Annotated in this window: 23 protein-coding genes; 5 read left to right on the top strand and 18 right to left on the bottom strand. The window is 69.8% G+C overall.

Annotated features, from left to right (window positions below; all coding sequences use genetic code 11):
* Window positions 1-142: 142 nt before the first annotated feature.
* From ACFYR3_RS29855 to ACFYR3_RS29840, 4 genes are all read right to left on the bottom strand, one after another.
* The gene (locus ACFYR3_RS29855) at window positions 143-982 is read right to left on the bottom strand and encodes a phospholipid scramblase-related protein (protein ID WP_355847954.1); all 840 of its coding nucleotides are present in this window, start codon (window positions 980-982) and stop codon (window positions 143-145) included.
* Between the two features lie 52 nt (window positions 983-1034).
* Window positions 1035-3086 (bottom strand): phosphocholine-specific phospholipase C, encoded by a 2052-nt coding sequence (locus ACFYR3_RS29850; protein ID WP_355847957.1) that lies wholly within the window; start codon window positions 3084-3086, stop codon window positions 1035-1037.
* Between the two features lie 256 nt (window positions 3087-3342).
* The gene (locus tag ACFYR3_RS29845; protein WP_389285168.1) at window positions 3343-5559 is read right to left on the bottom strand and encodes a HEAT repeat domain-containing protein; all 2217 of its coding nucleotides are present in this window, start codon (window positions 5557-5559) and stop codon (window positions 3343-3345) included.
* 65 nt (window positions 5560-5624) lie between these two features.
* Window positions 5625-6089, bottom strand: a complete 465-nt coding sequence (locus ACFYR3_RS29840; protein WP_356784028.1) for a DUF3592 domain-containing protein — start codon at window positions 6087-6089, stop codon at window positions 5625-5627.
* A 549-nt stretch (window positions 6090-6638) separates the two neighbouring features.
* Between ACFYR3_RS29840 and ACFYR3_RS29835 the strand changes: the two genes are divergently transcribed.
* The 3 genes from ACFYR3_RS29835 (at window position 6639) to ACFYR3_RS29825 (ending at window position 10239) form a co-directional block, all read left to right on the top strand.
* Window positions 6639-8873: an NB-ARC domain-containing protein gene (locus ACFYR3_RS29835; protein WP_389285167.1), complete on the top strand. Its 2235-nt coding sequence runs from the start codon at window positions 6639-6641 to the stop codon at window positions 8871-8873.
* Between the two features lie 127 nt (window positions 8874-9000).
* Complete coding sequence (locus tag ACFYR3_RS29830; RefSeq protein ID WP_389285166.1) at window positions 9001-9699, top strand: alpha/beta fold hydrolase; 699 nt, start codon at window positions 9001-9003, stop codon at window positions 9697-9699.
* Between the two features lie 357 nt (window positions 9700-10056).
* Window positions 10057-10239, top strand: coding sequence for a hypothetical protein (locus ACFYR3_RS29825; protein WP_389285165.1), 183 nt, complete (start codon window positions 10057-10059; stop codon window positions 10237-10239).
* A 159-nt stretch (window positions 10240-10398) separates the two neighbouring features.
* On the opposite strand, the gene ACFYR3_RS29820 is transcribed toward ACFYR3_RS29825, so the two are convergent.
* Window positions 10399-10992, bottom strand: a complete 594-nt coding sequence (locus tag ACFYR3_RS29820) for a TetR/AcrR family transcriptional regulator (protein WP_389285164.1) — start codon at window positions 10990-10992, stop codon at window positions 10399-10401.
* Between the two features lie 111 nt (window positions 10993-11103).
* Between ACFYR3_RS29820 and ACFYR3_RS29815 the strand changes: the two genes are divergently transcribed.
* Together ACFYR3_RS29815 and ACFYR3_RS29810 are read left to right on the top strand one after the other, a co-directional pair.
* Window positions 11104-12114 (top strand): NADP-dependent oxidoreductase, encoded by a 1011-nt coding sequence (locus ACFYR3_RS29815; protein WP_355848099.1) that lies wholly within the window; start codon window positions 11104-11106, stop codon window positions 12112-12114.
* A 460-nt stretch (window positions 12115-12574) separates the two neighbouring features.
* Window positions 12575-13609: a helix-turn-helix domain-containing protein gene (locus ACFYR3_RS29810; protein ID WP_389285163.1), complete on the top strand. Its 1035-nt coding sequence runs from the start codon at window positions 12575-12577 to the stop codon at window positions 13607-13609.
* Between the two features lie 258 nt (window positions 13610-13867).
* On the opposite strand, the gene ACFYR3_RS29805 is transcribed toward ACFYR3_RS29810, so the two are convergent.
* The 13 genes from ACFYR3_RS29805 to ACFYR3_RS29745 form a co-directional block, all read right to left on the bottom strand.
* Window positions 13868-15373 carry a GMC family oxidoreductase gene (locus ACFYR3_RS29805; RefSeq protein ID WP_389285216.1) on the bottom strand — a complete coding sequence of 502 codons (1506 nt, stop codon included), beginning with the start codon at window positions 15371-15373 and terminating at the stop codon, window positions 13868-13870.
* Window positions 15374-16120: 747 nt separating this feature from the next.
* Complete coding sequence (locus ACFYR3_RS29800) at window positions 16121-16453, bottom strand: transposase family protein (protein WP_389285162.1); 333 nt, start codon at window positions 16451-16453, stop codon at window positions 16121-16123.
* 124 nt (window positions 16454-16577) lie between these two features.
* Window positions 16578-17285 (bottom strand): alpha/beta fold hydrolase, encoded by a 708-nt coding sequence (locus ACFYR3_RS29795; RefSeq protein WP_389285161.1) that lies wholly within the window; start codon window positions 17283-17285, stop codon window positions 16578-16580.
* 214 nt (window positions 17286-17499) lie between these two features.
* Window positions 17500-17886 (bottom strand): DUF5132 domain-containing protein, encoded by a 387-nt coding sequence (locus ACFYR3_RS29790; RefSeq protein WP_356784040.1) that lies wholly within the window; start codon window positions 17884-17886, stop codon window positions 17500-17502.
* A 48-nt stretch (window positions 17887-17934) separates the two neighbouring features.
* A complete protein-coding gene (locus ACFYR3_RS29785) occupies window positions 17935-19077 on the bottom strand; it encodes an alpha/beta hydrolase (protein WP_355847979.1) in 1143 nt (380 codons plus the stop codon).
* 200 nt (window positions 19078-19277) lie between these two features.
* Window positions 19278-20027 carry an alpha/beta fold hydrolase gene (locus tag ACFYR3_RS29780; protein ID WP_355847982.1) on the bottom strand — a complete coding sequence of 250 codons (750 nt, stop codon included), beginning with the start codon at window positions 20025-20027 and terminating at the stop codon, window positions 19278-19280.
* Window positions 20024-20215, bottom strand: coding sequence for a hypothetical protein (locus ACFYR3_RS29775; RefSeq protein ID WP_355847984.1), 192 nt, complete (start codon window positions 20213-20215; stop codon window positions 20024-20026). The genes ACFYR3_RS29780 and ACFYR3_RS29775 overlap by 4 nt, the downstream gene beginning before the upstream one ends.
* Before the next feature lie 279 nt (window positions 20216-20494).
* Window positions 20495-20902, bottom strand: coding sequence for a DUF5132 domain-containing protein (locus tag ACFYR3_RS29770; protein ID WP_355847987.1), 408 nt, complete (start codon window positions 20900-20902; stop codon window positions 20495-20497).
* Between the two features lie 129 nt (window positions 20903-21031).
* Window positions 21032-22792 (bottom strand): DUF885 domain-containing protein, encoded by a 1761-nt coding sequence (locus ACFYR3_RS29765; protein ID WP_389285160.1) that lies wholly within the window; start codon window positions 22790-22792, stop codon window positions 21032-21034.
* Between the two features lie 551 nt (window positions 22793-23343).
* On the bottom strand, window positions 23344-23532 hold the full coding sequence (locus ACFYR3_RS29760) for a hypothetical protein (RefSeq protein WP_261708680.1): 189 nt from the start codon (window positions 23530-23532) through the stop codon (window positions 23344-23346).
* A 32-nt stretch (window positions 23533-23564) separates the two neighbouring features.
* Complete coding sequence (locus tag ACFYR3_RS29755) at window positions 23565-24308, bottom strand: SRPBCC family protein (RefSeq protein ID WP_389285159.1); 744 nt, start codon at window positions 24306-24308, stop codon at window positions 23565-23567.
* Window positions 24309-24335: 27 nt separating this feature from the next.
* Window positions 24336-25583, bottom strand: a complete 1248-nt coding sequence (locus ACFYR3_RS29750; RefSeq protein WP_389285158.1) for a cytochrome P450 — start codon at window positions 25581-25583, stop codon at window positions 24336-24338.
* An 11-nt stretch (window positions 25584-25594) separates the two neighbouring features.
* Window positions 25595-25810: an MbtH family protein gene (locus tag ACFYR3_RS29745; protein ID WP_356784048.1), complete on the bottom strand. Its 216-nt coding sequence runs from the start codon at window positions 25808-25810 to the stop codon at window positions 25595-25597.
* Window positions 25811-25812 lie beyond the last annotated feature (2 nt).

Here is a 25812-nt window from a genome sequence, read left to right as displayed (position 1 = left end):
GTAGGTCTCCTGTGCACTCAGCCCTCCGGCGGCCCGCCCCCCCCCCTGCTGTTTTTGGTGGGGGGGGGGGTGGGGGGGGGTTGTTGGGGGGGGGGGGGGGGGGTCCGGGCCCCCCCCCCCCCTTCCGTACAACCGCGACCGGTCAGCCCAGTCCGCGGGAATCCTGCTTGAGCGCGGTGTCGACGGTCAGCGCCGTCGCGACGACGAGGCTCAGCAGCGGCTCGGGGAGCTGGAAGTGAATCTGCAGGACGTAGTTGTCCGCGGTCGTGAACATCGTCTTGGCAAGGCCTTCCCAGGTCTTCGTGATCCGGGCCACCTCGTTCTCGGTGTGGTCGACGATCGCGAAGTTCCAGGCACGCCAGTTCTCCGCCTTGATCGCACCGACCTTCTGGCCGTTGACGTTCATCGCGAAGTTGATCTTTCCGATCATGTTCTGCTGCACGATCTCGCCGACGGCCGAACCGTCCGGACGCGTCACGATCACCCGCGACTTGAATATCTTCGCGGGGCGCGTGAGCAGCAGCTGCGGCTGACCGTGCGCGTCACGGATCTCCAGCCGGTGCGTCAGGTACTGGTCGAGGCTGGAGACCAGGCGCAGGATCTTCCTGAGCACGCCCTGCCCGACCTCGACGACCGAGCCGATCGGGTTGCCCTGCTGGTCCATGACCTTGTACTCGTTGGTCAGCTCGATCAGCTTGGCCTTCTGGTTCACCACCAGGACCGGCTCGGTGAACAGCGTGCCGCCGCCGACGCCGCTCGGCGCCACCCCGGCCTGCTGCTGCACCTGACGCTGAACGCGCGGGTCGGGGGCCCCAGCCTGCTGAGGAAACGCCTGCTGCGGCGGCTGGGCCTGCTGGGGCACCTGCTGTGCGGCCGGAGCCTGCTGGTCGGTCCACTGCGAGCCGTCCCAGTAACGCTGCGTCTGGGGCGTCCCGTTCGGGTCCGGGTACCAACCTGCAGGAGTGTTCGAATGCGTGGTCACCGGGGCACACTACCGTGGCACGACCGGAAATCAACCGGCAGTTGGGTATCCATCAGACGGTGATGAGGGCCGGGTCGCTGACACCGGACCGCCCATTCTCGACATGTCCGGCGAATCGCCGCAGGAAGCCCGCCTCCGTGTCGGAGACGACGGTCAGGTCGTACCAGCACTTGCTCGCCCGCAGGTCCACCTTGTGCTTCACGGTCGCGCCCGCCCGCAGCCGGAAGGCCTGAGGCTGTCCGCCGTAGCCGTTCGTGAGCGTGAGCGTCGCCGTGGCGGCGCCCTTGTTGACGAGGGTGAGCTCCACGTCGCAGCCGGTGTGGCGGGCGGTGACCTCGGGCCCCGCTGTCTTGCCGGCACCCTTGAACGTGCGCAGGAAGCCGTTCGGACCGTGCACCGTGAGGTCGTACGAGCCGCCGGAGTACGCCGAGTTCCAGGTGTCCGAGACGGTCTTGCCCGCTTCGGTCGTGTACGTCCAGGGGCCGTCGGTGCGATTGCCGGAGGTGACGAGGAAGGCCGCGCCGGCCTTGGCGCCGGAGCCGAAGGTCAGCGTGTACTTGCCGGCCGCGGTGTCCGCCGAACCGTCCACGAGGGGCGCGTACTTGAGGGGCCGGGATGGGCGCGAGCCGCGCTCCTGCCGGGGCAGGGCGGGATTCGCGGGCGGGGTGGGCACATAGTCGGGGTGGCGGTTGCTGTCCGGCGGCCGGTAGCCGTCGGTGTCGGGCAGCGCGACCGGCTCGGCGTCCTTGTGCGCGAAGTCGAAGGCTGCGGTGAGGTCGCCGCTGATGGCGCGCCGCCAGGGCGAGATGTTGGGCTCGCGCACTCCGAACCGGGCTTCCATGAAGCGGATGATCGAGGTGTGGTCGAGCGTCTCGGAGCAGACGTAACCGCCCTTGCTCCAGGGCGAGACGACGAGCATCGGCACCCGCTGGCCCAGTCCGTAGGGTCCGGCGGCACGGCTCGCGTCACCCGCGTAGAGGTCCGGGCCGACGTCGACCGTGGACTTGCCCTGCGCGGCGGACTGCGGCGGGAACGGCGGCACCAGGTGGTCGAAGAAGCCGTCGTTCTCGTCGTACGTGATGAACAGCGCCGTCCTGCTCCACACCTCGGGGTCGGAGGTGAGCGCGTCCAGCACCTGGGAGATGTACCAGGCGCCGTAGTTGGCGGGCCAGTTGGGGTGCTCGGTGAACGCCTCGGGTGCGGCGATCCAGGAGATCTGCGGCAGCTTCCCGCCCTGCACGTCGGCCCGCAGCCGGCTGAAGAAGCCCTCGCCCTTGCGGGCGTCGGTGCCGGTGCGGGCCTTGTCGTACAGCGGGTCGCCCGGCTTCGCGTTGCGGTACTGGTTGAAGTACAGCAGCGAGTTGTCGCCGTAGTTGCCCCGGTAGGCGTCGGGGATCCAGCCCCAGGAGCCGTTCGCGTCGAGCCCGTCGCCGACGTCCTGGTAGACCTTCCAGGAGATCCCGGCCGCTTCCAGCCGCTCCGGGTACGTCGTCCAGCTGTACCCCGCCTCGTCGTTGCCGAGGACCGGGCCACCGCCCTTGCCGTCGTTGCCCGTGTAACCCGTCCACATGTAGTAGCGGTTGGGGTCCGTGGAGCCGATGAACGAGCAGTGGTACGCGTCGCAGATGGTGAACGAGTCGGCCAGCGCGTAGTGGAACGGGATGTCGTCACGCGTCAGATAGGCCATCGTCGTCGCCGACTTGGCGGGCACCCACTTGTCGTACTTGCCCTTGTTGAACGCGGCGTGCCCGTCGCTCCAGCCGTGCGGGAGGTCCTGGATGAACGCGAGGCCGAGATCGTCCGCCTCCGGGTGGAAGGGGAGCACGTCCTTGGTGCCGTCCGACTGGTACCAGACCGGCTTCGTGCCCGTCGTGGTGGCCGGACGCGGGTCGCCGAAGCCGCGGACGCCTCTCATCGAGCCGAAGTAGTGATCGAACGAACGGTTCTCCTGCATCAGGACGACGATGTGCTCGACATCCTCGATCGAGCCCGAACGGCGGTGCGCGGGCAGAGCCGCCGCACGCTGGATGCTGCCGGACAGCGCGGTGAACGCCGCCGTACCACCGGCGAGTTGGAGGAATCGACGTCGATTCGCTTGAGGCATGAGTGGGTGACCTCTTGTCCTGACGGGCCCATTGGCCGGAGGTTGATGGAACGTGCGCGAAGGGAGTGTTCCAAGCGCACCAAACGTCAGGAAAGGGCCCTGTATCACTTGCGTGAAAGTCGGCGGTACACGAAGCGAACGATTCCGGACGCGGCACCGGGGTTCTGGGCAACGTGACGAAACAGCGGCTTCCTGGTCCGCCTCGGAACGATCCCGTCCGGCAACCGCGCGCCTGCCGACGGCTTCACCGGTCGGCTCACCCGTCGGAGCCGGCCGCGGCAGCCAGGCCCTCGGGGCTGTCCGGCCAGCGCCTCGCCAGCATCCGTCGGGCGGTACGGCGGACGTCCGGGTCGGGGTCGGTCCTGGCGGCCAGGACGGCAGCCAGGGTTTCGGGACGGTCGGGGCGGTACTGCGCCAGCGCCCACAGGGAGGCTTCACGGGCCTCGCCGTTGGGATGGTTGGTGGTGGCCTGGAGGGTGGCGACGGCCTCCGGACGGTCGGGCCAGTGCTTCCCCAGCGTCCACAGGGCGGTACGCCGTACAAAGGAGTCAGGGGTGGTGGTGACGGTCTGGATGATGGCCAGGGTCTCGGGGTGGTCGGGCCAGCACTCCCCCAGCGTCTCCAGCGCGGTGAGGCGCACATACGGGTTCGGGTCCATCGTGGCGGCCCGGACGGTGGCCAGAACCTCGGAACGATCGGGCCAGTACCTCGCCAGGAGCGGCAGGCACACGACACGGGTCTCGCCGTCGGGATCGGTGACGGCCTCGTGGACGGTCGGCAGCGTCTCGGGGTGGCCGGACCAGTACTCCGCCAGCAGCGGCAGGGCCAGTTCGCGGACCTCTGCGTCGGGGTCGGTGACGGCCCCCTGAATGGCGGTCAGGGACTCGTGGCGGTCGGGCCAATGCCTCCCCAGCGCCCGCAGGGCGGTGAAGCGAACCTCGTGGCTGGGGTCGGTCGCGGCGGCCTGGACGGCGTCCAGGGTCTCGAGGTGGTCGGGCCAGGTATCCGCGAGATGCTCCAGGAACTCGGCACGGTCGGCAGGCTTTTGGGCGGTCGTCGCGAGCCCGCGGACGTGGTCCGGATCGTCTCCGAGCCGGCTGCCGTCGACATGGGCGGGCTCGGAGTCGGCGGGATCCACCGGCGGTACCGCGGGGTCGACGTGCTCGTCGTTCCGGCGTGTTCGCGCCGCGCACCTGCCGGCCGTCTCGGTCATGACCGGCTCCGCGGGCGGCCCTTCGCCGGCCGGGGCCCCGGCCGCGACCGTCGCGGGGGACGCCGCGAGGACCAGCGCCGCCGCGGCCGCCCAGGTCCGCTCCGCTGCACAGGTCCCGCGCACCCGGGCGGCATGCCCGAACGCCGCTTCCCGGTCCTCCAGCACCTCGGCGATCCGGCGCCCCCACGCCTCCGCGTCCGTCTCCTCGCAACCGGTCACGGGGACGACCGTCCGGTCGGCGTCCTGCGTCGGCAGGACTTCACGCAGCAGGGTGCCCAGACCGCTACGGTCGGAGACGAGCAGCGGAACCCCGGCCGTGACGGCATCCAGTCCTGGCAGACCGAACACCTCGGCCCGCGACGGCATCAGCACCAGGTCGGCGCTCTCCCGCTCCCGGCGCAGCCACGCCCCCTCGGTGACGAAGTGATCCATCGAAACCTGCATCCGCTCGGGCCGGGAGGCCCACTCCAGGGCCTGCTCGCGCAGACGCTCGTTCTCGTCCTCGCTCTCGCCCGGATGCGGGTCGTACAGCACCAGGTCGACGTACCTGCTGGACGGCAGCCGGTCCAGTGCGTACGCCAGCGCCCGCGCGGCGATGTCCGTGCCAGTGGTCTGCCAGTCCTCCAGGCTGCCCACGAGTAGCACCCGCGACACATGCGACTCCAGCGGCATCCACTCGGGCAGCGCCGCCGAGACCTCCGGCGCATCGGTGCCGTCGAAGCCGGGGTCGAGCCGGACCAGCTCGCCAGGCTTCCGCGCGGGAAGCTCCTTGAGCAGCCAATCGGCCAACCGCGTTCCCACCGCGAGCACATGGTCGGCCTGTGAGGCCAACTCGAGTTCGAACCGGGCGTGTTCCTCCTCCGGCGCTGCCTCCTCCGTGCCACCCCACTCCGACGCGTTCGACGCCATGTGCACCAACTGGACCAGCCGCGCCGCGGGGTAGGCAGTTCGCTTCAGCCTCAGCGCCGACGGGCCGGTGATGCGGCCGTGTCCCACGACGATGTCCGGCACGACCCCACCGGGCAGCACGGGAACATGGCGCGGCCCCGCTTCATCGCCGGCACCGGAGACCCGCGGGAGCTCCACCAGCGTCACGCCGAGCGCCTGCGCGTCGTCCCACACCCATTGCCCCTGCTCGCCCAGCGCCGCACAGAACACCTGCGCCCCGGCCGCGGACAGTGCCGCGCACAGCTGCCGATTGAACGCGCTGACCCCGCCGAAGTCCGGCGCCCACCCCGTGGTCATCACCAGAACGCGCATCGTCGTCTCCCTCACACCGTCCGCCATCACCGATTCCCCCTTCCCGTAACCATGATCACGAAGTGCTAGCTGCCGCCCGCGAACAGGGAGAGCACGCCGATCCCGACACCGGCGATGACCAGTGACGTGGTGAGGAAGAAGGCCAGGAACACCAGAAGGCAACCGAGTTCCCGCTGGGCCCGGCGGTCGCCGGGCAGGGCGACCGTGGCCTTGTCCGGGCGCTCCGGCAGATAGGAGACGGTGAACAGGTCACCGGGGATGGTGGTGTCGGGAGCGGCGTCCTCGAACCGGACCTGTCGACCGTCCCGCGTGACGAACTCGAAGAGGTAGTGCCGTCGCAAGGAGGAGGGACGCCCGCCGCCCGAGCGTCGCACCGTCTCGACTCTTATGCATCTGCCCTCGGTCCGCAGACCGTTCCGCTGCGCCCGGGTCCGCCAGCGGACCCGGTTCACCGCCGTTACCGCCATGGCGATCGGGGCGAGCACGAACAGAGAAGTGACGGCGACGAACACAAGCGCGATGAAGGTCATTCGAAGTTCCTTTGGTGCGAATGGTGCTGATGGTGCGACAGAGCGGGTGAGGCGAGAGCGTGTGAGCGCCGGGAGCTCACCCCACGACGCCGTCCGGGTCCGGCCGGTCGTCCGACCCGGCCCGCTCCGGCACGCACACCCGCGACTCCGAGGGGGCCGGTCCAAGTACCGCCAACCGAAAGGACCTTCACCACGCCGCACGGAGCCGTCCATGCCAAGACGGACAATGAGCCACTTCCGTTCCATCAGGACCACGAAGAGTCTCGACAAGAACCCCGCCCCGTTGAACCAAGGCTGTTGGAGCACTTGCCGATGAGGGACGCGGAGCTGCCGCGACGAAGAACGGTGGCGAGGCGGCGATTTGGACGGCCACGGGATCTGGTGCCGAGCTTGTCGGCAGGTTGCCGATACGTTCCCCGACGGAAGCCGACGTGATAGAACATGCGCGATCAGGGATGGTCTGAGTAGGTTCGCGGGGTCGGCCGGCGGCGGTCCTTCGCGGCTGAGAGGGAGTGTGGCTCCATCACTGGGCGTCTCGTCTTCGGGGAGGTGCTGCGCGGTCATCGGCGCGCGTCACGTTGGACGTTGGAGCAGTTGGCCGAGGTGTCGGGGGTCAGTGCCCGGACTCTGTCGGACATGGAGCGTGGACGCAGCAAGGGGCCGCAGCACCGGACCGTGACCGCTCTGGCGGATGCGCTCGCGCTGGAAGGGGAGGCTCGCAGGGAGTTGCTCGAGCTGGCGCGCGACGGCCGACTACGGGATCACTGGACGCGTCCGAGTGGTCTGTGTGAACTGCCCCGGTCGGTCGAGGACTTCACCGGTCGTGCCGCGGAACTGGCCTGGATGAGCGAACTGTTGCACGCTGAGAGTTCCGCGGGCGTCGGTGTGGTGGGGCTCATCACCGGCTCCGCCGGCCTGGGGAAGACCACGTTCGCCGTCCGTGCCGCTCATTCCGTGCGGCAGAGCTTTCCCGACGGGGTGCTCTTCCTCGACCTCTTCGGCATGTCCCAGCAGCCGCGGGGCGCGGGTGACGCTCTGCGGGTCCTGCTTCGCGCGCTCGGTGTCCCGGACCAGCAGATCCCGGGCGACATCCAGGAACGCGCCTCCTTGTACCGGTCGTCGCTACGGGACAAGCGGGTCCTGGTCGTCCTCGACAACGCCGCGTCGGAAGAGCAGGTGCGCCCACTTCTGCAGGGAGGTGGAGCGAGCCGGACACTGATCACCACCCGGCGGTTGCTGGCAGGACTGGAGGGCGTCCGCAGACTCGTCCTCGGGCCCCTGCCGGTGCCGGAGTCCCTGGAACTGCTGGCGGGGATTCTGGGCGAACGTTCCACGTCCGCCGGGGAGTCGGCCCTCACCCGGCTTGCCGAGTTGTGCGGGGGTCTGCCGCTGGCGTTGCGGATCATCGGGAACCGGCTGGTGAGCCGGCCCGAATGGGATGCCGCCGAGCTCGCCGCCCGGCTGGCGAACGAGGAGCGCAGGCTGGACCAGTTCACGGCCGGCGATCTCAAGATCGCCCATGCGTTCGGCATGTCGTACGAGCAACTCGCAGACCCCGCACGACGGCTGTTCCGGCGCCTCGCCGTGATACCCGGCCGGGACTTCGGCGCCGCTCTGACGGCCGTCGCCGGCGCCCTGCCGATCGAGGACGCCTGGAACGCTCTGGACGACCTCGTCGATCTCGGCCTGCTGCAGGGCAGTTCCGCGGGCCGGTACCGCTTCCACGACCTGGTCCGCCTGTTCGCCCGCGAGCGCCTCCAGGAGGAGGAGACCCCGGCCGGGCGGGAGGCGGTGACGGGGCGGGTGGAGTCCTGGCTGCTGCGGATGGCCACGGTTTCCGGGCGGTGGTTCGAACCCGGCTACGGGCCCCCCGGCCGGTCCGACCCCGACCTTCCCGTCCCGTCCTCCGAGGAAGAGGCCGACTGGTGGCTTCGGGTGAATGTGGACAACTGGCTCGGCGCGATGCAGGCCGCCGCCGGCAGAGGCCGGCACTCCCTCGTCCTCGACTGCGCCGAGTCGATGCACTGGTTCTCCGAACGTTGGGTGCACAGCCCGCATTGGCACGAGGTCTTCGCGCTCGGAGCCGAGTCCGCCGCCGCCCTCGGTGACCTGGCGCAGCAGGCGACCCAGCTGAACTATCTGGCCTGGGTCCACTCGGTGCCGCCGGTAGATCCGCAGGCCATGCTGCGATACGCGGCCGAGGCCCTGGAGTTGGCCACCCGGGGAGGTGCCAAGGCGCAGATCGCCTGGTCGCACGAATACACGGCGGGGGCGCTGCTCCTGCTCGGACGGTCCGACGAGGCCATTCCGCTCTCGTTGCGTGCGGCGGAGACGTTCAAGAGCCTCGGCGACATCGACAGCTACGTACAGACCTTGGCCAACGTCGCCAACTGCCTTCGTATCGAGGGACGCTACGCCGAAGCACTGCAGCAATTCCGCACCGGGCTCGCCCTGATGGCCGACGGGGGCTCGGGGATGACTCCGAGCGTCGCGACGCACAGCAGGCCCTTCGCGCTGATCCGAATCGGCCAGTGCCTGGGACACCTCGGCCGCCGCGGCGAAGCGATCACCACGCTCGGCGAGGGAATCGCCCTCCTGGACACGCTCCAGGTGTCCGACTTCCGGCATGCCGGGGCCCTGGAGACACTGGCCGCCCTGCTGGCCGAGGAAGGCCGGTCCGGCGAGAGCCGCAGTACCTATGCGCTGGCGGCACTGGTGTTCGAGTCGATCGGTGACGCCGAGGCGAGCAGCCGCTGCAACGCCCTGGCCACTGTCGCGTCCTGACCCCCGCGGAACCGGCCGGTGTTCGCCGAACTCTGCGTGCTGCTCTGCGTGTTCTCCTTCCTTTCGCGTGGCTTGGATGGAGGGCACCGGGCAGGCATGGGCCCGCCCAAGCAGATCGGACGCGACCATGGCAACCATCAGGAACATCGTGCTCGTACACGGCGGCTTCGTGGACGGATCGGGCTGGCAGGGGGTCTACGACCAACTGACCGCCGACGGCTACCGGGTGGCCGTCGTACAGAACCCCACTCTGTCGCTGGCCGGCGACGTCGCCGCCACCCACCAGGTCCTCGACAGCCTCGACGGTCCGGCCGTGCTGGTCGGCCACTCCTACGGTGGTGTGGTCATCACCGAGGCCGGCAGCCACCCCGGAGTCGCGGCGCTCGCCTACATCGCCGCGTTCGCGCCGGACAAGGGCGAGTCGGTCAGCTCGCTGATCGCCGACCCGGCGCCCGGCGCGCCGGTTCCGCCGATCCTGCCGCCGGAGAACGGGTTCCTGTTCCTGGACCGGGGCAGGTTCGCGGCCGCTTTCGCCGCCGACGTCCCCGAGAGGCTGGCGGCGTTCATGGCCGACTCCCAGGTCCCCTGGGGCGTCGAAGCACTCGAAGGCGCGGTCTCCGAACCGGCCTGGCAGACCAAGCCGTCGTGGTACCTGGTCGCCACCGACGACCACATGATCCCGCCGCCCGCGCACCGCGCGATGTCCGAGCGCGCCGGGGCGATCGTCACCGAGACCCCGGGCAGCCACGCTGTCTACGTCTCCCGCCCGGCCGTCGTGGCCGCCGTCATCGCCCAGGCCGCCCAGGGGCTCAACGGCCAGTCCTAGGACCTGTCCGGCCGAGCAGGCGTCGGCGTCCGCAAAGGCCTCCGGGCCGCCGCACCAGAGCTTCTCGCCCCGGCCGCGCTGCCGGGGCGAGACCCCCGTCCCGATCGTGTAAAGATTCCTCGTGGACCCTGAGCCCAACCGCCGTCGAGTGCTCGCCACCGGCGCGGCAGCGGCGGTCGCCGCAGCGCTGCCGGGGCCACTCTCCTCGATCTCCGCCGCCGACCGCTCCGCGGCCAGGCCCCCTGCCAAACCGACCAGCGCGCTGGTGCACGGCGGATTCGCCGACGCCTCCTGTTGGAACGGTGTCATCGAGCGGCTCCAGCACGCCGGGTACGAGACGAGCCAGTCGGCAGCAGCTTGGCGCTGGGATCCCGGCACGACGCGTTCGAGGTTCTCTCCGCGCTGCGGGAGCGCATCGAGACCACGCCGTGGCGCGGAGAGCGGGGACGGACCGCGGTGCGCGCGCTGCGGGCCCACTTGGACATCGCCGAGACCGCGGGCGCCCCTCTGCACCACGCCAGTGAACGCCAGACCGCCTAACAGGCGGGCATCTCCCGCACCACACTGCGAGCCGTCTACGAGACCGTCCTCAAGCCGGAAAGCTCGCTGCGCCGGCTGCGGGTCGGCCACGGCCGGGAGCGCTCGAACCGCTCCTGCCGAGCGCGCGGCCGAGTTCGCCGGTCCGCGTGCGCGACGATTTCAGCTACGGGCCCGAGGGCGCCGTTCCTCCTCGGCATCGCTGCTCCCTGCGCTCGTCAGGATCGCGCTCGCGACAACCTCGAAGAGGTCGTCGGCGCGTGGCGCGAGCGAGGGTTGATCGCCGAGCCAGGCGAGCATGGCCACCAGCGCAAACAGATCGGTTCCGTCGATGTCGCTCCGCGCCGTGCCCGCGGCCTGGGCACGGGCGAGGAGCCGCGCACCGGCTGCGCGCAGGGTGACGCACGAAGCGTGGAGTGCGGATTCGGTGTCCTCGATGGCGGCGGCCATCAGCACGGTCACGCCTCGGTACTCGGTTGTCCACGCGACGCAGTCGCGTAGCCACGAAACGAGAGCGTCCTCGGGTGAGCTCAACGTCTCCAGCTCGGCTGCCTGTGCCGCCAACTCGTCGAAGCTCGTGCGGAGCAGGGCATCGAGCAGCGCCTCGCGCGTCGGGAAGTGACGCAGCAGCGTCGCGAGCCCGACATCGGCCCTGCGCGCGATGTCGCGCAGTGACACGTCGACGCCTTGCTCGGTGATGGCGGTGCCCGCTACTGCGAGCAGGTGGTCGCGGTTCTTCCTGGCGTCGGCCCGCACCTGTCCCCCTTGACTATCCGGATCAGTGGTCCATATATTCGGATCAGTGGTCCGTTTATGTGGATCACTGATCCGGATAAGTCTATCCCGCAGCGCGGGCAGGAGAAAACGATGCCGACACACACGATGAGGGCAGTCCGGCTCCATGAGCACGGTGGCCCTGAAGTTCTGCGTTACGACGAGGTGCCGATTCCCGAGCCGGGGCCGGGCACAGTACTCGTTCGCGTTCACGCGGTCGGCATCAATCCTCCGGACTGGTACCTGCGCGGCGGGCTGACCAGGATGCCCGGGAAGACGGAATCGACGGTCGGCCTGCCGGTGATTCCGGGGACGGACATGTCGGGCGTCGTCGAGGCCGTCGCCGCGGACGTGGACGGCCTCGCCGTAGGTGATGAAGTCTTCGGTCTTCTGCGTTTTCCCAGCTTCAACGGCAGCGCGTACGCCGAGTACGTGGCCGCGCCCGCGTCGGACCTCGCACGCAAGCCAGCCGGCATCGACCACGTACACGCCGCCGGGGCCCCCATGGCCGGGCTCACCGCGTGGCAGTTCCTGATCGAGGTCGGACACGATCACCCCTCGCCCTTCCAGGAGGCACGGCATCGCCCGACGGCACTCGACGCCGACACGACTGTGCTCGTCAACGGCGCCGCGGGCGGCGTGGGGCACTTCGCACTACAGCTGGCGAAATGGAAGGGCGCACGCGTCATCGCGGTGGCATCGGGCGCGCATGAATCGTTCCTGAGCGAACTCGGCGCCGACCAGTTCATCGACTACACCAAGAGTCGTCCCGAGGAACTCGTGCACGACGTCGACCTAGTGCTCGACACCGTCGGCGGCCCCGACAGCAAACGCTTCCTGCGCACGCTCAAGCGCGGCGGCGTCCAGTTCCCCGTACTTCCCGGGGACTTCGACGAAGAAGAGACCGCGAAGCTGGGCGTCACGGTCTCGAGCGCCCAGGTCCGCTCGAACGGCGCGCAGCTCGCTGAACTGGGGCGCCTGCTCGACGCGGGCACGGTCCGCGTCGCGATCGACAGCACGTTTGCGCTCGCGGATGCCCGAACCGCGCACGAACGCGCCGCCAGAGGGCACATCCAGGGCAAGATCGTGCTCACGGTCGCTTAGGAACGAACCACTTCACCGACGCGTCCGGCGCCCGTCCGCGGGGCACCGGCGTGGCCCCGGACCCGGCGGAAATCGGGTATCCGACCCAACACGGCCGCCAGACAGGTGAGTTGTGACGGTTCCGGGCAGGTGGGATCGGTGTCCGCGCAGTGGCGTTGATGGACACCGATCAGGGAGGATGGCACGCGAACGCGACCCCTGTTCGTGATCAAAAGCTTCGAGAGGCTTGATCATCAGGGGGTCGCGTCTCTCGTTGCCGAACCGGGCGAACCGACCAGCGCGGCGCGTACGCAGGCGGTCAGCTCGTCTCGCCGAATCAGAACGCAACAGCTCTGCCCCTCGACCGCTGCCATGCGGGCCGTCTGCAGGAAGATTGGCACAGCGCCCACATGAACCACGCGACGTCCGTACGGAACACGAGCACTGCGTTGAAGCAATGAATGTGAGGGATCGGGAAGTGATGAACAGTGCTGGAGCGGAGGTCGACGGCGCGCGCGGGGTGTTATCAGTGGACTCGACCGCCCCGGGCGCCGCACCGCGAGGACTCGACGCCTTCCGGCGCGGGTGGGAGACGCAGATCGGCGACGATGTCTTCCAACTGCCGGCCTTCAGCCCGGACACGATCGGTGACTTCCGGGTCAAGGGCCACGTGGCCAAGGTGCAGGGCGCGGCGATCGCCGATCTTCACGCCGCGTCGGCAACCCGGACCACGGACGTCCCGGGCGGCGATCAGGATCTGGTGGCGATGTACGTGGTGCAGCGCGGCGCGTGGACTCTGGGCGGCCCGCCGGGTTGCGGCGAGCAGACCGTACCGGCCGGGCAGTTCCTCGTCCGGCACGTCGGTCGCCTGTCGGCCTTCGAGACGTCGGCGCACCTCACGGCGAAGTTCTTCGTCCTGCCCCCCGGCGAGCTCAAACCCCTGCTCGGGAACCGGGCCATCACCGGGCCGGCGGACTCGGCCGAGATACGCCTGCTGACGGCCCTCACGGACATGATCCACACAACTGTGGCCGACCTCGGCCCGGCCGGTGTGGAAGCCGCCCACGCCGCCCTGATCGAGCTGGCCAAGGCGGTGACGAAGGGCCGGTTCGACGACGTAGAACCCCGGCTGGCTCCCGCGCTCACCCGGGCAGCCAAGGACCTCGCGGACCGCAGGCTCGCTGATCCCGAACTCTCTCCTGCGATGCTGGCGCGTGAACTCAACGTCTCCGTCCGTACGCTGCACCGGGCATTCGCCGCGGTGGGAGAGCAGGTGGCCACCTACATCCGCCACCGGCGACTGCAAGAGGCCCGGCTCGCCCTCAACGCGCCGTCAGATCGCCTGAGTATCTCGGAACTCGCCGCACACTGGCAGTTCGCGGACAGCAGCCACTTCACCCGGACCTTCAAGAAGCACTACGGTCAGACTCCCACCGAGTACGCCCGCTCGACCGGAGCAGCCTCGCTCTCGTCGAACCGGCACCCGCCGGGCCACTGGCCTGCCGAAAGCGCGTGACCAAAGGTACGACCGCAGTTCAGCCGATGCCGCCCAAGCGTGTCCCAAGCAAGGCAGGGCGGCGCTGTGGGCGGCCTGGGCATGTGACCGCGGCGGGATGTTGTCGATGAGGGCGCGGGTCTGGGTGACCTCGCCGGCGCTGCCCGCGGGGCCCTCGCAAGCAGGATGCCGGCAGCTGGTCGAAGACTCCGGCCGGCTGCCGGCGGTCCAGGCATCGGGGATGAGCGTTGTGGAAGCGCCGTGGGCGCTGAGGAAGGCTCAGTCGATCAGTTCGGCGGCCCGTTCGGCGATGGCGTAGACGGTCGCGTTGGTGTTGGCCGAGGGGATGGACGGCATCACCGAGGCATCGGCGACCCGCAGTCCGCCTATTCCGTGCACGCGAAGGTTCGCAGGGTCGACGACGGCATCGGCGTCGGTTCCCATGCGGCAGGTGCCGGTGAAGTGGAAGTAGGGGCCGGTGGCCTTGCGGATGAACTCGTCCACGGATTCGCCGCTCGTCCCGGCGCCCGGCACCGCTTCCTGCTTGCGCCAGTCGGCGAACGCGTCGGCCTCCCCGATGCGGCGTGCCAGGGCCAGGCCCTTGCGCATGACCTCCAGGTCACGGTCGTCGCTCAGGTAGCCGGGGTCGACGACGGGAGCGCTGCCGGGACTGGCGTCCGCCAGGCGCACGGTGCCGCTGCTGTGCGGAGCCATCGCGGAGAAAGCGATGGAGTAGCCGTTGGCCGGCGGCCGGCCCCATGCCGACGGGAGCGGTGCGGCGACGACGTAGACCTGAAGGTCCGGCCGGGCCGCGGCGGGGTCGCTGTACAGCAGGCCCATCATTTCGGCCGGCGGGTTGGCAGGAACGAACGGTACGGGCTGGATGGCCTCGTACACCACGCCCGCCATCGGATGGTCCTGCAGATGGGAGCCCACTCCCGGCAGGTCGGCGACGACGTCGATGCCGTGTTCCTCAAGGTGTTGTGCCGGGCCGATCCCTGACAGCATCAGGAGGTGTGCGGAACCGATGGCTCCGGCGGTCAGTACCACCTCGGCGCTGTCGACGGACAGGTGTTCCCCACCGATGGTGTACTCGACGCCGGTGCAGCGGCCCGCGGTGGTGCGCAGCCGCTGCACGGTCGCGTCCGTGACGACGTCCAGGTTCGGCCGGTCGAGGAACGGACGGATGTAGGCGTCGGCCGCGCTCTGGCGGGCGCCGCCGGGCAGATTCATGTCACTCCACCCGAACCCGGTCTCCAGCCCGCTGCCGATGTCATCGGCGCGTGCGAACCCAGCCTCCACCGCGGCGTCGACGCCCGCCGTGGCCAGGGGATGGGGTTCCGGGACCGGGGCGACCGCGACCGGCCCGTCCGTGCCCCGCACGGAGGCATTACGGCCGCGAGTGCTCTCGCTGCGGCGGAAATAGGGCAGCAGATCGTCGAAACCCCAGCCTGGAGCACCGAGGCCGGGCCATTCGTCGTAACCGGAGCGGTGCCCCCGCAGGTGGTAGAGGCCGTTGATGCTCGACGATCCGCCGAGGGCCTTGCCGCGCAGCACGTCAGCGGTCCTGCCTGTACCGGCCTGCACGGTCGAGGCGCCCAGCCAGAGGGATGACGGGTCAAACCCCAGGAAGCCCCAAGGAGATGCCATCGTCTCGGTTGCGTCCCGGGCTCCGGCCTCCAGCAGCAACACCCGCACGCCGGGGCGTTCCGAAAGCCGGGAGGCAATCACGCATCCCGCCGTCCCCGCTCCCACCACGACATAGTCATAAGGACTCTTGCCCATCATGTCTCCGCTTTCCACGGCAGCCTTGTCCGACCACCGGATTTCAGAAACCAGCTCCTCGACGATCAAGGAGCTGATTATGCTTATGTACTAAAGGGGTCCAAAAGCGAGGATGGCTGTCTTCGCGTCAGCCCTGTGGGTCGCCCAGCCGCGTCCGGGCTCGGCGCGCAGAAGGCGTGGAACCGGCTGATCAGCAACGAGCGGGCTCCGGTGGAGCTTGGCTGTCCGGATGGATGCCCGCCACGCGCCCCTGCTGGTGTGGGCGTTGCCGGTGCCGACGGACACCGTGGTGACCCGATGGCGAACGACCACCTTGATCCGGCGGGCCCGCGATCCGCACACGGCCGATCACCCCGTTGGGGATGTCCATGTCGGCGCCGGTACCTGCGATGACGGAATTCTCCTGGTTCACGATTTTCTCGTCTTTGGTGTGTATCCGTCCAGGAACAGCCCGGGTGTTCCCTCTGCCCTCGAAGCTTAGGAAAACCGAGACGGCACGCACTTGAACCACCGCGACGTCCGTTCGGAACCTGAGCGCCATAGAACAACGTTGGAGCACATGCTTCGGTTCGTTCACGGGCGGGCAGGGAGCGCGAGACAGCCGGCGTCACACAGCACCGCGGCAGACCCCCGGCTTCCCAGCCCTCGCTGTAGGGCTAGGAGCAGCCAGACCAACGACGTTGTCGGCTATTGATGTCGAGGCCTGACGAGCTGAGAGTTCGGTCCGCGAAGACCCACAAAAGAAGGTCACGCCCTCCGCATCGGCGTAGGCGAACACGTCGGCCAACGTTCGCAGGCGCAGTCCGGGCTGGTCGAGGACGGCGAAGCCGCGGTCGCAAGCAACGGGCGGATCTCGCCGATGGTCTCGGTGACGGTGGAGCGGCCGACCCCGTACAGTCCGGCGAGCGCGGCGTGTGGGAGCTGAGTGCGCAGGTGGACCAGCGCGACCAGCACCCGGTCGGTGAAGACCAGTTCGCGCTTGCGGGTCGCCCCGGCGGCACGGTGACGTTTCCTTGCCCGCCGCTGAGGCAACGCCGATTTCCGCCGGGCCTGCCACGGCCCGGCCAACTCCTCGGTCAAACCACCGAGATGTGCACGCGAGACGCCCGTGAAGGCCGGATGGGACAAGGCCGCACGGGCCCACGTCTTGGTCGCACCTGAAGAACCCGTGCGGCCGCCTCCACGTCACGGCCGGTGACCGTGCTCATGGTTGGCAGGCAGGACTGATGTTCTCCTCCAGGAACGCCGAAACCGCCTCGGTGAATGCCTCCGGTGCTGCGTGGTGGATCAGGTGCCCGACGGGGATGGTGACCACTTGGCTGCCGGGGATGCGGCGGGCCAGCTCGGCGACGCCGTCCTGGGGAACATGGCTGTGCGGTCCTCCCGCGAGCACGAGGGTCCTGGCGGTGATCCGGCCGAGTCGCTCCAGCCACCTGGGGTCAGGCACATCGATCTGCCGCCTGATGGCCAAAACCATCTCCCAGTCGAAGGTCAGGGCGCCGTCCGGCCTGGTCGGGGTGGTCCGCTCCCGGGGACGCGGGACGGGGACGTCCTCCAGGACGAGCCGGCTCACCCGCTGCGGATGGTCCTCCGCGAGCAGGTAGGCCACGATCCCGCCCATGGAGTGCCCGATCAGATCCACTGGGCCGAGTCCCAGTGCGTCCAGGAACCGGAGCACATCGGCCTGCATGAGTTCGAGCGAGTAGTCCCCCGGCCAGTCGCTTCGGCCGTGACCGCGAAGATCAAGGGCATACGCCCGTCGACTCCGGGCGAGGGCGGGCACGACCGCCTCCCAGTCGGTGGCATCCTCGCCCAGCGCGTGCAACAGAACGAGCGGCGGAGCATCCGGCGGACCCGATATCCGATAGGCCAGCCGGACCCCGCCAACGTCGACCGAGCGTTGATCAACCATGTCCGGAGGATAGGCGGACGGATCCTGCCGCAGGATCGGCGTTCACCAGCGGCCGAACCACCATCCTCAGTCAGCATCAACATCCCGGGTCCTCAGCCACACGGTTCCAGGGGTCGTCCTGTCTGTGCTGGAGCCTGGCCGAACGGGTCTCGGTAGTTGGCCAGACGCTCAGCTTGCGAAGGCGGCGAGCCGCCGGCCGTGGCACCGTGCGCCGTTACCTCACCGCCGACTCCACACCACCTGTGCGAGCCGAACTCGCCATCTTCTCGGCAGCAGCCAGGGCGGTGAGGCCCTGGATCTCCTCCCCGGCCTCGATGACTGCACGTTTGACTTCAAGGGTCAGGCCGACCGACGTCTTGATGACGCCTCGCACCAGCGGTTTCGCCACTCTTTTGGCCAGAGGGGCCGCAATCACGCCGACGAGGAAGGGAGGAACAACAGGGAGCATGCGTGAACCCTCTTCTTGTGTGCACAGCACGACTGCCGACGCCGCACGAGCCGATACCGTCCGACCGACAAGGCTGGGCAGGAATGTCACCCCCACCAAAAACACGATAGTCGGACCTCGGCCGATGCGCCCGTAGACGCCGGCGCTGTTCATCCGGTCGGGCGGAAGCTCGCCGGAGCGGACCGTGGCTGCGCAACGGGATCAGAACGGCTTCGGCGCCCCCGGCCCGCACTGGTCCAGCAGCGAGTCCACCACCTGCACAACGAAATCCGGTACGCGATCCGGGAAGTCGTGGCCGGTTCCCTCTGGGGTGTAGACCCTCCGCCCCCTGCTGGAGGCCGCGAGGAACCGCTCTCTCACGGTGAGGAAGAAGTGCCGTACCCGGGCGCTCTCCTCCGGATCGTCGACCGCGTCGAAGATCTCGCCACCGCCCGTCAGATCGCGTGGCGCCACGAGGAGGAGGGGCAGCGAGCCGAGCTCGCCGTCGTGCACGGCCGTCTGCCAGCCGTCTCTGGTGATGCCGTCCGGCGACAGTTCTCGCAGGATCGATGCCGCGGCGCAGCTCGCCTTGGTCCTGAGCTCGATCACGGCGAGAACCTGCGCCGGGTCGTCGGAGGTGTGTGTCTCCTCCTTGCCCGCGAGAGGGTGGAGGCCGAAGAGGTGACGCAGCGCGAGGACGGTCTGGTCCCTCGGGGCACGTCGCAGGGCCGGAAGCGCCGGGCCGAAGGCGACGGCATCGGGCGGGGTCGGATCGAGCAGTACCAGACCGGCCACCAGGTCAGGGCGGCGCCTGGCGGCGTTGGCCATGAGCAGTCCCCCGAACGAGTGCCCCACGAAGACGTAGGGCCCCTGCTCACCGGCCCGTTCCAGCGCCGTGAGCAGTTCGACGGCTTCTGCCGCCGTCGTGCGCGGGAACGGGCCCGGGTCGCTCCAGCCGGACCCCGGACGGTCCACCAGGACCGAACGCATCTGTTCCCGCGCCAGCGCGTGCAGCCGGTACATGGCGTATCCGCCGGCATGGCCGCCCGGCATCCAGACCACGGTGGGCCTCGGTCCGGCGTCTCCCTCGGCCCGGACATGCATGCGGTAGCCGCCCACGTCGACCATTCGTCCGGGTGGCGGATACCTCCCGCGTATCCGGCCCACATGCACCAGATGGCGGAACGACCCGAGACCGAGTGCGAGGGCCACGGACCACAGCACACCGCCGAGAATCCGCCGGCCGGTACCCCTGGATACACACCGTGCACCCGCGGCCGCCGGCAGCAGAGCGATGCCCAGCCCGGCCCAGTCGCGGCTGAGCAGCCGGAGTATCGCGTCGGCGGCACGTCTTCCCGGTCGCATGGTCCCTTCTCCGTCCCAGCCTTCGCGGCCGCTGCCGGGGACACCGCACGTCTCAGCGACCGGTACGATCATCGTCCCCTGGGAACCCCGAGGGCGCCATGCGCGGTGCCGGGACCCCGCCTTCCGTCACAGCCGTGGGTGTGCGCCGTGGACTTCCAGGTTCTCGATACGGGCATTCGCCATCGGGCCCGACCGGCGCCTCACGCGCGCGCAAGGCGTGCTGCCACGTCCGCGACCACTTCGGCCTCGCGGGCTGCGAGGTAGAAGTGATCCCCGGGGAACGGGCACAGTTCGAAGGAGCCCGGGGCGGCGAGGCCGGACCAGGCGAGGACCCCGTCGAGCGCGCAACTCGGATCGTCCTGGCCGACGTACGCGGTGATCGGCGCCTTGACCGGAGCCGGATTCGGGGGGTGGTAGCCCTCGATCAGCCGGTAGTCCGAACGGAGGGCGGGCAGCAGGAGGTCACGCAGCTCCGGGATGTCGTAGGCCTCCGAGTGCAGGTCTCCGAGGTGCCGGACGTGGGTGATCAGGGTTTCGTCGTCGGCGTCGTGCAGCGCGACGCGTTCGGCCCACCCGGGGGCTTCGTGTGCGGAGACCAGCAGGTGCTCGGGGACCATGCCGCGGGTCTCCAGCCGCAGGGCCACCTCGTAGGCGACGCAGGCGCCCATGCTGTGCCCGAAGAGCGCCAGCGGCCGGTCGAGCCAGGGCCGCAGTGCGTCCTCGATCGTGTCGGCCAGGGTGGCCATGTCCTCGATGCAGGCTTCCGCAAGCCGGTCCTGGCGGCCGGGGTACCGCACGGCGAGCACCTCGACGTCCGTCGGCAGCAGCGCGGGCCAGCCGTGGAACAGCTGTGCCGTGCCGCCGGCGTGCGGGAAACACACCAGTCGGAGCCTGGGGTCCGCCGCACGCCGGTGAACACGGAACCACTTCTTCGCGTCGGTCGCCGTCATCGCCGACGGCTCCCGCGCAGGTGCAGGGAGCCGAGCCCGGCGAGAAAGGCGGGAAGCTGCTCCACCGCCTTCGTGGATACGTGTGCGGGCCGCACGGTGCGGCGCCGGCGATCGGTCACGACGAGTCTGCAGGCACCGCCTTCCTGGACGAGTTCCGCGGAATACAGGGGGGTTCCGGTCGCATACATCCGACCTGCCTCCATCAGGGTGTCGTGATGGCCGATACGGCGCAGTCCACCATGTCACCGGTGGTGTGGCGGTCGCATGCGAGAGGCCGGGACGACGAACGGCCGCTGTGTCCGCCGAAGACCCCATGGAACAAAGTCAACTTTGTCACGGAGGGACTTGAGCGGAAAGGAACGGGATTGCTCCGGCCGGGACTTGGCAGTCTCGACCGGTTGCGCAGACGAAAACGTGCCCGTGACATCGGGACGAGCCAGAATCACACGGAGAGTCGGCGGGCAGACTCAGTGCGCCTTGGCGGCGACCGAACCGGCGCTACGGGCCTTGGGAGCGGCCGAACCGGCGCTACGGGCCTTGCCGGCGGGCTTGGCCTGACGGCCGGTCCGTCCCTCGTGGGCCTTTGCCGCTACGGGCGCCGGCTTGGCGGCCGCTCCGGCCCGGCCCGCGGTGCCGTCCTCCGGGGCGCCGACACCGTGTCCGGCTCCCGGTGTCGTCTGGGCTGCGAGCACCTCGGCAGTCGCCTCGGCAGCGAGATCATGGATTCCCTCGCCGGCTTCATGGACGGCCCTCTTGACCTCGATTCCCAGGCCCACCGTCGCTTTGACGACCCCTCGCACCAAGGGCTTGCCCAGCCTCTTCACCAGGGATACGGCGATCAGACCGATCAGGAAAGGAGGTACTACAGGCGGCATGGCACAGCATCCTTCTCTTCTGTCGAGGAGATGATGATTGGATGGACGCACTCCGCTTCAGCGGACCCGCACCCTCCATCACAGAGAGTATCCAAGGACGGGTAAGCGGCTACCAATTCCCTGTGGCCTTCACTCATTCGAGTAGAGCGGCTTTCCCTGGAAACCTGTTCGGCCGCATGCCCCGTGCAGTTCCCTCTCCACCCGTCGGCGCAGGGCGGGAAACGGCAGCGTGCCGCCGGCCAGCACGGTCTCGTGAAAGGCGCGCACGTCGAACTCGGCACCGGCGCCGCGTTCGCACGCTGCCCGCAATGCCGTGAACTCCGCATGACCCGCCCGGTACGTCAGCGCCTGCCCCGGCAGATCGGTCGCGTAGCGCAACAACTCGGTCGTGATCTGCCGTTCGGACTCGGCTGCCGCGTGGGCCCGCATGAAGGTGCGTGCCTCCTCCAGTGTCATCGTCCCGAGGTTGAGGCCGGTGTCGACGACGAGGCGCTGCGCGGTGAACCGTTCATGGGCCAGTCGTCCGTACGCGTCCCACGGGTCGTCGTACAGCCCCATCTCCCAGGCGAGCCCTGCCGCGTACTCCGCCCAGCCCTCCTCGAACCCGCCGAAGGCAGCCAGCTCGCGCCGCAGGTCGGGCAGCGCGGTGTTCTCGGCCTGGCGGGCGAGGTGGAAGTGATGTCCGGGCGACAGCTCGTGGTAGATGAGCGCGGCCGCGCCGAGCAGTGACCGATGTGCCAGGTCCGAGGCGTTGTAGCGGTAGCGTCCCACCGGTTGCGTGGCGGTCGGCGGTTCGTAGTAGCCGAACGTCATCGACCCCTCCAGCGCCGGGTCGAGGCGGGCCACGTCGTAGGGGGCGCGGGGCAGGACCGCGAACCAGCGTGCCAGCAGCGGTGTGAGGCGGTCGAGGTGTCCGCGGTAGCGGGCTTCGACCTCCTCCGGGGTGGCGGCGTACAGGCGCGGCTCGGTCGCGAGCCGTTCGTGGAACTCCGCCTCGGTCCCCGCGAAACCGAGCGTGTTGCGCATCTCCCGCATCCGCTCGCCGAGTTCGCGGCAGTGCTCCCGGCCGAGTTCGTGGAGGCGTTCGGGTGGTGTGTCGCCGGATGTGTACGTCCTGACGAAGGCGCGGTACGCCGCCTCGCCTTCCGGGTAGTGGGCCCAGCCGACGGCCTGCGGCGCCCGCCGGAGGTAGTGCGGGTCACCCACGAGGGCGACGAGGCGGTCGAACGCCGGCTCCAGTTCGGTGGCCACGAGCCGCTCGACCGTGTCGCGCAGGTGCCCCCGGCTCGCCGCGTCGAGCCGGGTGAGCCGCCCGGCGCCCGCCCGGACGTACCGTGCCGACGACGCCCGCAGACGGGTGAGTGTGGTGTGGACGCCGGTCAGGGCCGGAACGGGGATGTGAAAGCCCCGCTCCGCCTGCCCGGCGACCTTGTCACCGATCGTCGCGACGCAACCGGCCAGGTCCCGTACGAGGGTCACGTACCGGTCCGCGTCGGCTCGGTGCTCGAAGCGGAACGGGCGGAAGACGGTGTCACCGTACTGCTGGAGGCGGAAGAGCTGGTACGGCGTCGCGGTGGGGGTGAGCCAGTGGAAACGTCCCGCCTCCGCTTCCTGTTCGGCCAGTGCCCGAAGGAAGCCCGCTGTGTCGGCGGCGGGACCGGACAGCTCCGCCGGTCGCAGCACACGCAGCCGGTTCAGCATCCCGGCAGCGAACCCGGCGCGCTCGTCGGCCTCCGCCGCGGACACCCCCGGCAGCGACTCGACCGGCAGCCCGCGGCGCGTGCGCAGCGACGGCTCGCGTGCGAGCAGGAAGTCCCAGTACGAGGTCGCGAGTCGGTCGATCTCTCGCGTCGTCGAGTCGTCCGGGGAGTCCCCTGGATTGATGACCATGTCGCCAGTGTGCGCCTCGAGGTGACGCAGCGTCAGCAACGAGGCCGTGAAACCGCGCGTCGGCCGGCCTCACTCGGACGGGGGAAATAGTCCCGCATGTTGGCGTCCGGCCCGGGGAAGCCCGGCCGACGCCGTCGATCGCGCTGGCACGATGAGCGCCATGCACCGCCGGACCGTGTCGTCTCCCAGGGCTCGGTCGGTCGTGGCGGCGGCCGGCGCCGTCCTGTCAGCCATGCCGGCCGGTTGCGGCGGCGACGTGTCGTCGACGCGCACTCCTGTGGTCGTGGGGGGGGCACCGTCACGATCGCCACCGCCTCCGGGACCCCGAGCTTCAACCCGTACTCGCAGTTCGGCCTTTCACTGGCTCCTCGTGCCTACGACTCATTGGTCGATGTGGCGCGGGACGGGCGTGTGGTGTCGGCCCCTGGCCGAGGCGCCGCCTCTCGAACCGTCATGGGCTGACGTTCGGCCATCAGCGCCCGTTCACGAAGCCGGTGCCGTCCGGCAGTCGATGTGCGGGACGACACCGGCTTCATTGATCCGGAAGCGGTCTACCAGCGGCCGCGTGCCGACGCCGAGCCGAGCTTGGAACTCAGCACCGACAGGAATACCGGGAGCCTGGCCACCGCGGATTCGGGAACCGGGGTGACCTGGACCGTGTCCCGCACCACGTCCTGCACCACGAGTTTGTAGGTGCCGTCTTCCTCGACGAGTTCGGCGGCGTAGAGCAGTGTTTCCACCAGGGGTCCTTCGGTCGTGTCGTGCGGCGGGGTCAGGAGCCGTTGAGCCAGGCGTTCCATGCCTTGGTGGCCAGCTCTTCGTCCGCGCCCTCGGCGAACAGGTGGTGGCCCAGCCAGATCGGCCAGTTCCAGGAGCTGCCGTTGAAGAACCGGTACAGCGCGTCCGGGCCTCGCAGGCCGACGAAGTCAGGGCTCAGCCAGTCCACGACCACCTCCGTCGAACCGCCGTCCGTGCCCGGGAGGTCGAGCGACAACCGGTCGCCGACGGCCGCGTCGTCGTCGAGGCCGAGGCGCCGGCACAGGGCGGCGAAGTCGGCGGGGTCTTCGGTGGACTCGCCACGGGCGGCCCTGACGTAGACGGCGGGGCGGCCGGCGAAGTGCCTCAGGTACTCGGGGAGGGAGTGCTGGTAGAAGTCGACGTGCTTCTCGGCCGCGTCCGCCTTCGTGTCCCAGTTCCAGGTGTCGTCGACGACGCCCGTGTGCACCCAGTGGATTCCCATCCGCAGGTGGCTCGCGCCGCCGTCGGCCGGCTCGATGCGGTAGGTGAGCGTGTTGGAGAACCCGCCGTCCTGGGTGGCCCGAACCGCGAAGTGGTGCGGCGGCTCCCACGCCACGACGGTGCTGTCGCCGCGCGTGGCCTTTCCGCCGACGTGCGGCTCGACCTCCATCGGGTAGAGCCAGCCGAGGTTGCCGGCGCCGGTGGCGACCGCGTCCCAGACCTGTTCGGGCGTGGCGGGCAGGTCCTGTTCCCGGCGGACCTCGAGCTCTCGGGCCATGGTCACTTCTCCTTCGTCGTTCATGGGTCAGTAGGTGAGCGGAAGCGCGGTGAGCCGCCGTTGCAGCGGGTTGGGCCGCCAGTCGAGTACCGCGCCGTCAGCGAGCCGCAGGTGCGGGAGCCGGCGGACCAGCGTGCCGACGGCCACCTCCGCCTGGAGCTTGGCCAACGGACCGCCGAGGCAGAAGTGCGGGCCGTTGCCGAAGCTGAGGTGCCGGTTGCCCGGGCGGGTCAGGTCGAGCCGGTCGGGGTCCTCGAAGCGCTCGGGATCCCGGTTGGTCGCGGCGAGGAACAGGTAGGCCAGCTCGCCCTCGCGCAGTGTCCGCCCGCCGATCTCGATGTCCTCGGCGGCGACCCGGACGATCGCCTGGGTCGGCGTGTCGTAGCGGGCGAGTTCGTCGACGGCCGTGCGGATCAGCATCGGGTCCTCGCGCAGCCGGGCCAGCTGGTCGGGGTGGCGCAGCAGGGCGAGCATGCCGTTGCCGACCAGGTGGGTGGTGGTCTCGTCGCCGGCGGTGATCAGGACGAAGCAGGTGGACAGCAGCTCGGAGTCGGTGAGCCGGTCGTCCTGTGCCTGGGTGGCGACCAGGGCGCTGATGAGGTCGTCGCCGGGGTCGGCCCGGCGGTGGCGGACGAGCCGGGCGAGGTACTCCTCGTACTGCTCGATCGCCGCCTCGGACTTGTCGATGTCCTCGCTCAGCCGGCCGAAGCGGTGGAACCAGGTCTTGACCTGCGGGAGGTCCTCGGGCGGGATGCCGAAGAGCTCGCAGACGACGGACAGCGGCAGCGGGGAGGCGACCGCCTCGATCAGGTCCATGGCCGGCCCGGCCGCGACCGCCTCGTCGATGAGCCGGTCGACGATCCGCTGGATGCCGTCGCGCAGGGCTTCGACGCGCCGGGCGGTGAAGGCACGGTTGGCCAGCCTGCGCAGCCGGGCGTGGTCCGGCGGGTCGGTGTTGCTCATCACCCGGCCGAGCCGGTCGGTGAGCCGGCTGAAGGCCTTGAGGTCGCCGCCGAGCGCACTGTAGGCGCGGGTCATCCGGTCCCGGTCGTTGGACAGCCGCAGGTCGCTCAGGGCCGCCTCGACGTCGGCGTACCGGGTGAGGTACCAGATGCCCTGGGCGCTGCGGTGGACCGGGTCCTCGCGGCGCATGCGGGCGTAGAACGGGTACGGGTCCCGGCGTGCCTCGGGCGTGAGCAGGGCCGCGGCGAGGTCGTCGGACCGGGCGAGGCCCGCGCTGGCGCGGGCCTCGTCGGTGGTTTCGGTCAGGTTCACTGCGAGCCTCGCTACCGCTGGGCGTTCATGGCGTCGGCGAGGCTCTTGGGCCGCATGTCGGTCCAGGACCGCTCGACGTACTCCAGGCAGGCGGCGTGGGTGTCGGGTCCGTGGGCGACGCTCCAGCCGTCGGGGACGTCCGCGAACTGCGGCCACAGCGAGTGCTGGTTCTCGTCGTTGGTGAGCACGAGGAAGGTGCCGTCCTCGTCGTCGAACGGGTTGGTCATGG

The sequence above is a fragment of the Streptomyces sp. NPDC005784 genome (genome assembly GCF_042871525.1).
GTDB lineage: Bacteria > Actinomycetota > Actinomycetes > Streptomycetales > Streptomycetaceae > Streptomyces.
The sequence above is the reverse complement of the archived record's forward strand: the minus strand, read 5'-3'. Positions and strand labels throughout refer to the sequence as shown.

What these genes read in the sequence shown, in the direction of transcription:
- ACFYR3_RS29745 (WP_356784048.1), bottom strand. Translation starts at nt 25,810, where the DNA reads ATGACCAACCCGTTCGACGACGAGGACGGCACCTTCCTCGTGCTCACC.
- ACFYR3_RS29850 (WP_355847957.1), bottom strand. Translation starts at nt 3,086, where the DNA reads ATGCCTCAAGCGAATCGACGTCGATTCCTCCAACTCGCCGGTGGTACG.
- ACFYR3_RS29845 (WP_389285168.1), bottom strand. Translation starts at nt 5,559, where the DNA reads ATGCGCGTTCTGGTGATGACCACGGGGTGGGCGCCGGACTTCGGCGGG.
- ACFYR3_RS29815 (WP_355848099.1), top strand. Translation starts at nt 11,104, where the DNA reads ATGCCGACACACACGATGAGGGCAGTCCGGCTCCATGAGCACGGTGGC.
- ACFYR3_RS29805 (WP_389285216.1), bottom strand. Translation starts at nt 15,373, where the DNA reads ATGGGCAAGAGTCCTTATGACTATGTCGTGGTGGGAGCGGGGACGGCG.
- ACFYR3_RS29770 (WP_355847987.1), bottom strand. Translation starts at nt 20,902, where the DNA reads ATGCCGCCTGTAGTACCTCCTTTCCTGATCGGTCTGATCGCCGTATCC.
- ACFYR3_RS29775 (WP_355847984.1), bottom strand. Translation starts at nt 20,215, where the DNA reads ATGTATGCGACCGGAACCCCCCTGTATTCCGCGGAACTCGTCCAGGAA.
- ACFYR3_RS29755 (WP_389285159.1), bottom strand. Translation starts at nt 24,308, where the DNA reads ATGGCCCGAGAGCTCGAGGTCCGCCGGGAACAGGACCTGCCCGCCACG.
- ACFYR3_RS29830 (WP_389285166.1), top strand. Translation starts at nt 9,001, where the DNA reads ATGGCAACCATCAGGAACATCGTGCTCGTACACGGCGGCTTCGTGGAC.
- ACFYR3_RS29795 (WP_389285161.1), bottom strand. Translation starts at nt 17,285, where the DNA reads ATGGTTGATCAACGCTCGGTCGACGTTGGCGGGGTCCGGCTGGCCTAT.
- ACFYR3_RS29810 (WP_389285163.1), top strand. Translation starts at nt 12,575, where the DNA reads ATGAACAGTGCTGGAGCGGAGGTCGACGGCGCGCGCGGGGTGTTATCA.
- ACFYR3_RS29790 (WP_356784040.1), bottom strand. Translation starts at nt 17,886, where the DNA reads ATGAACAGCGCCGGCGTCTACGGGCGCATCGGCCGAGGTCCGACTATC.
- ACFYR3_RS29840 (WP_356784028.1), bottom strand. Translation starts at nt 6,089, where the DNA reads ATGACCTTCATCGCGCTTGTGTTCGTCGCCGTCACTTCTCTGTTCGTG.
- ACFYR3_RS29765 (WP_389285160.1), bottom strand. Translation starts at nt 22,792, where the DNA reads ATGGTCATCAATCCAGGGGACTCCCCGGACGACTCGACGACGCGAGAG.
- ACFYR3_RS29780 (WP_355847982.1), bottom strand. Translation starts at nt 20,027, where the DNA reads ATGACGGCGACCGACGCGAAGAAGTGGTTCCGTGTTCACCGGCGTGCG.
- ACFYR3_RS29785 (WP_355847979.1), bottom strand. Translation starts at nt 19,077, where the DNA reads ATGCGACCGGGAAGACGTGCCGCCGACGCGATACTCCGGCTGCTCAGC.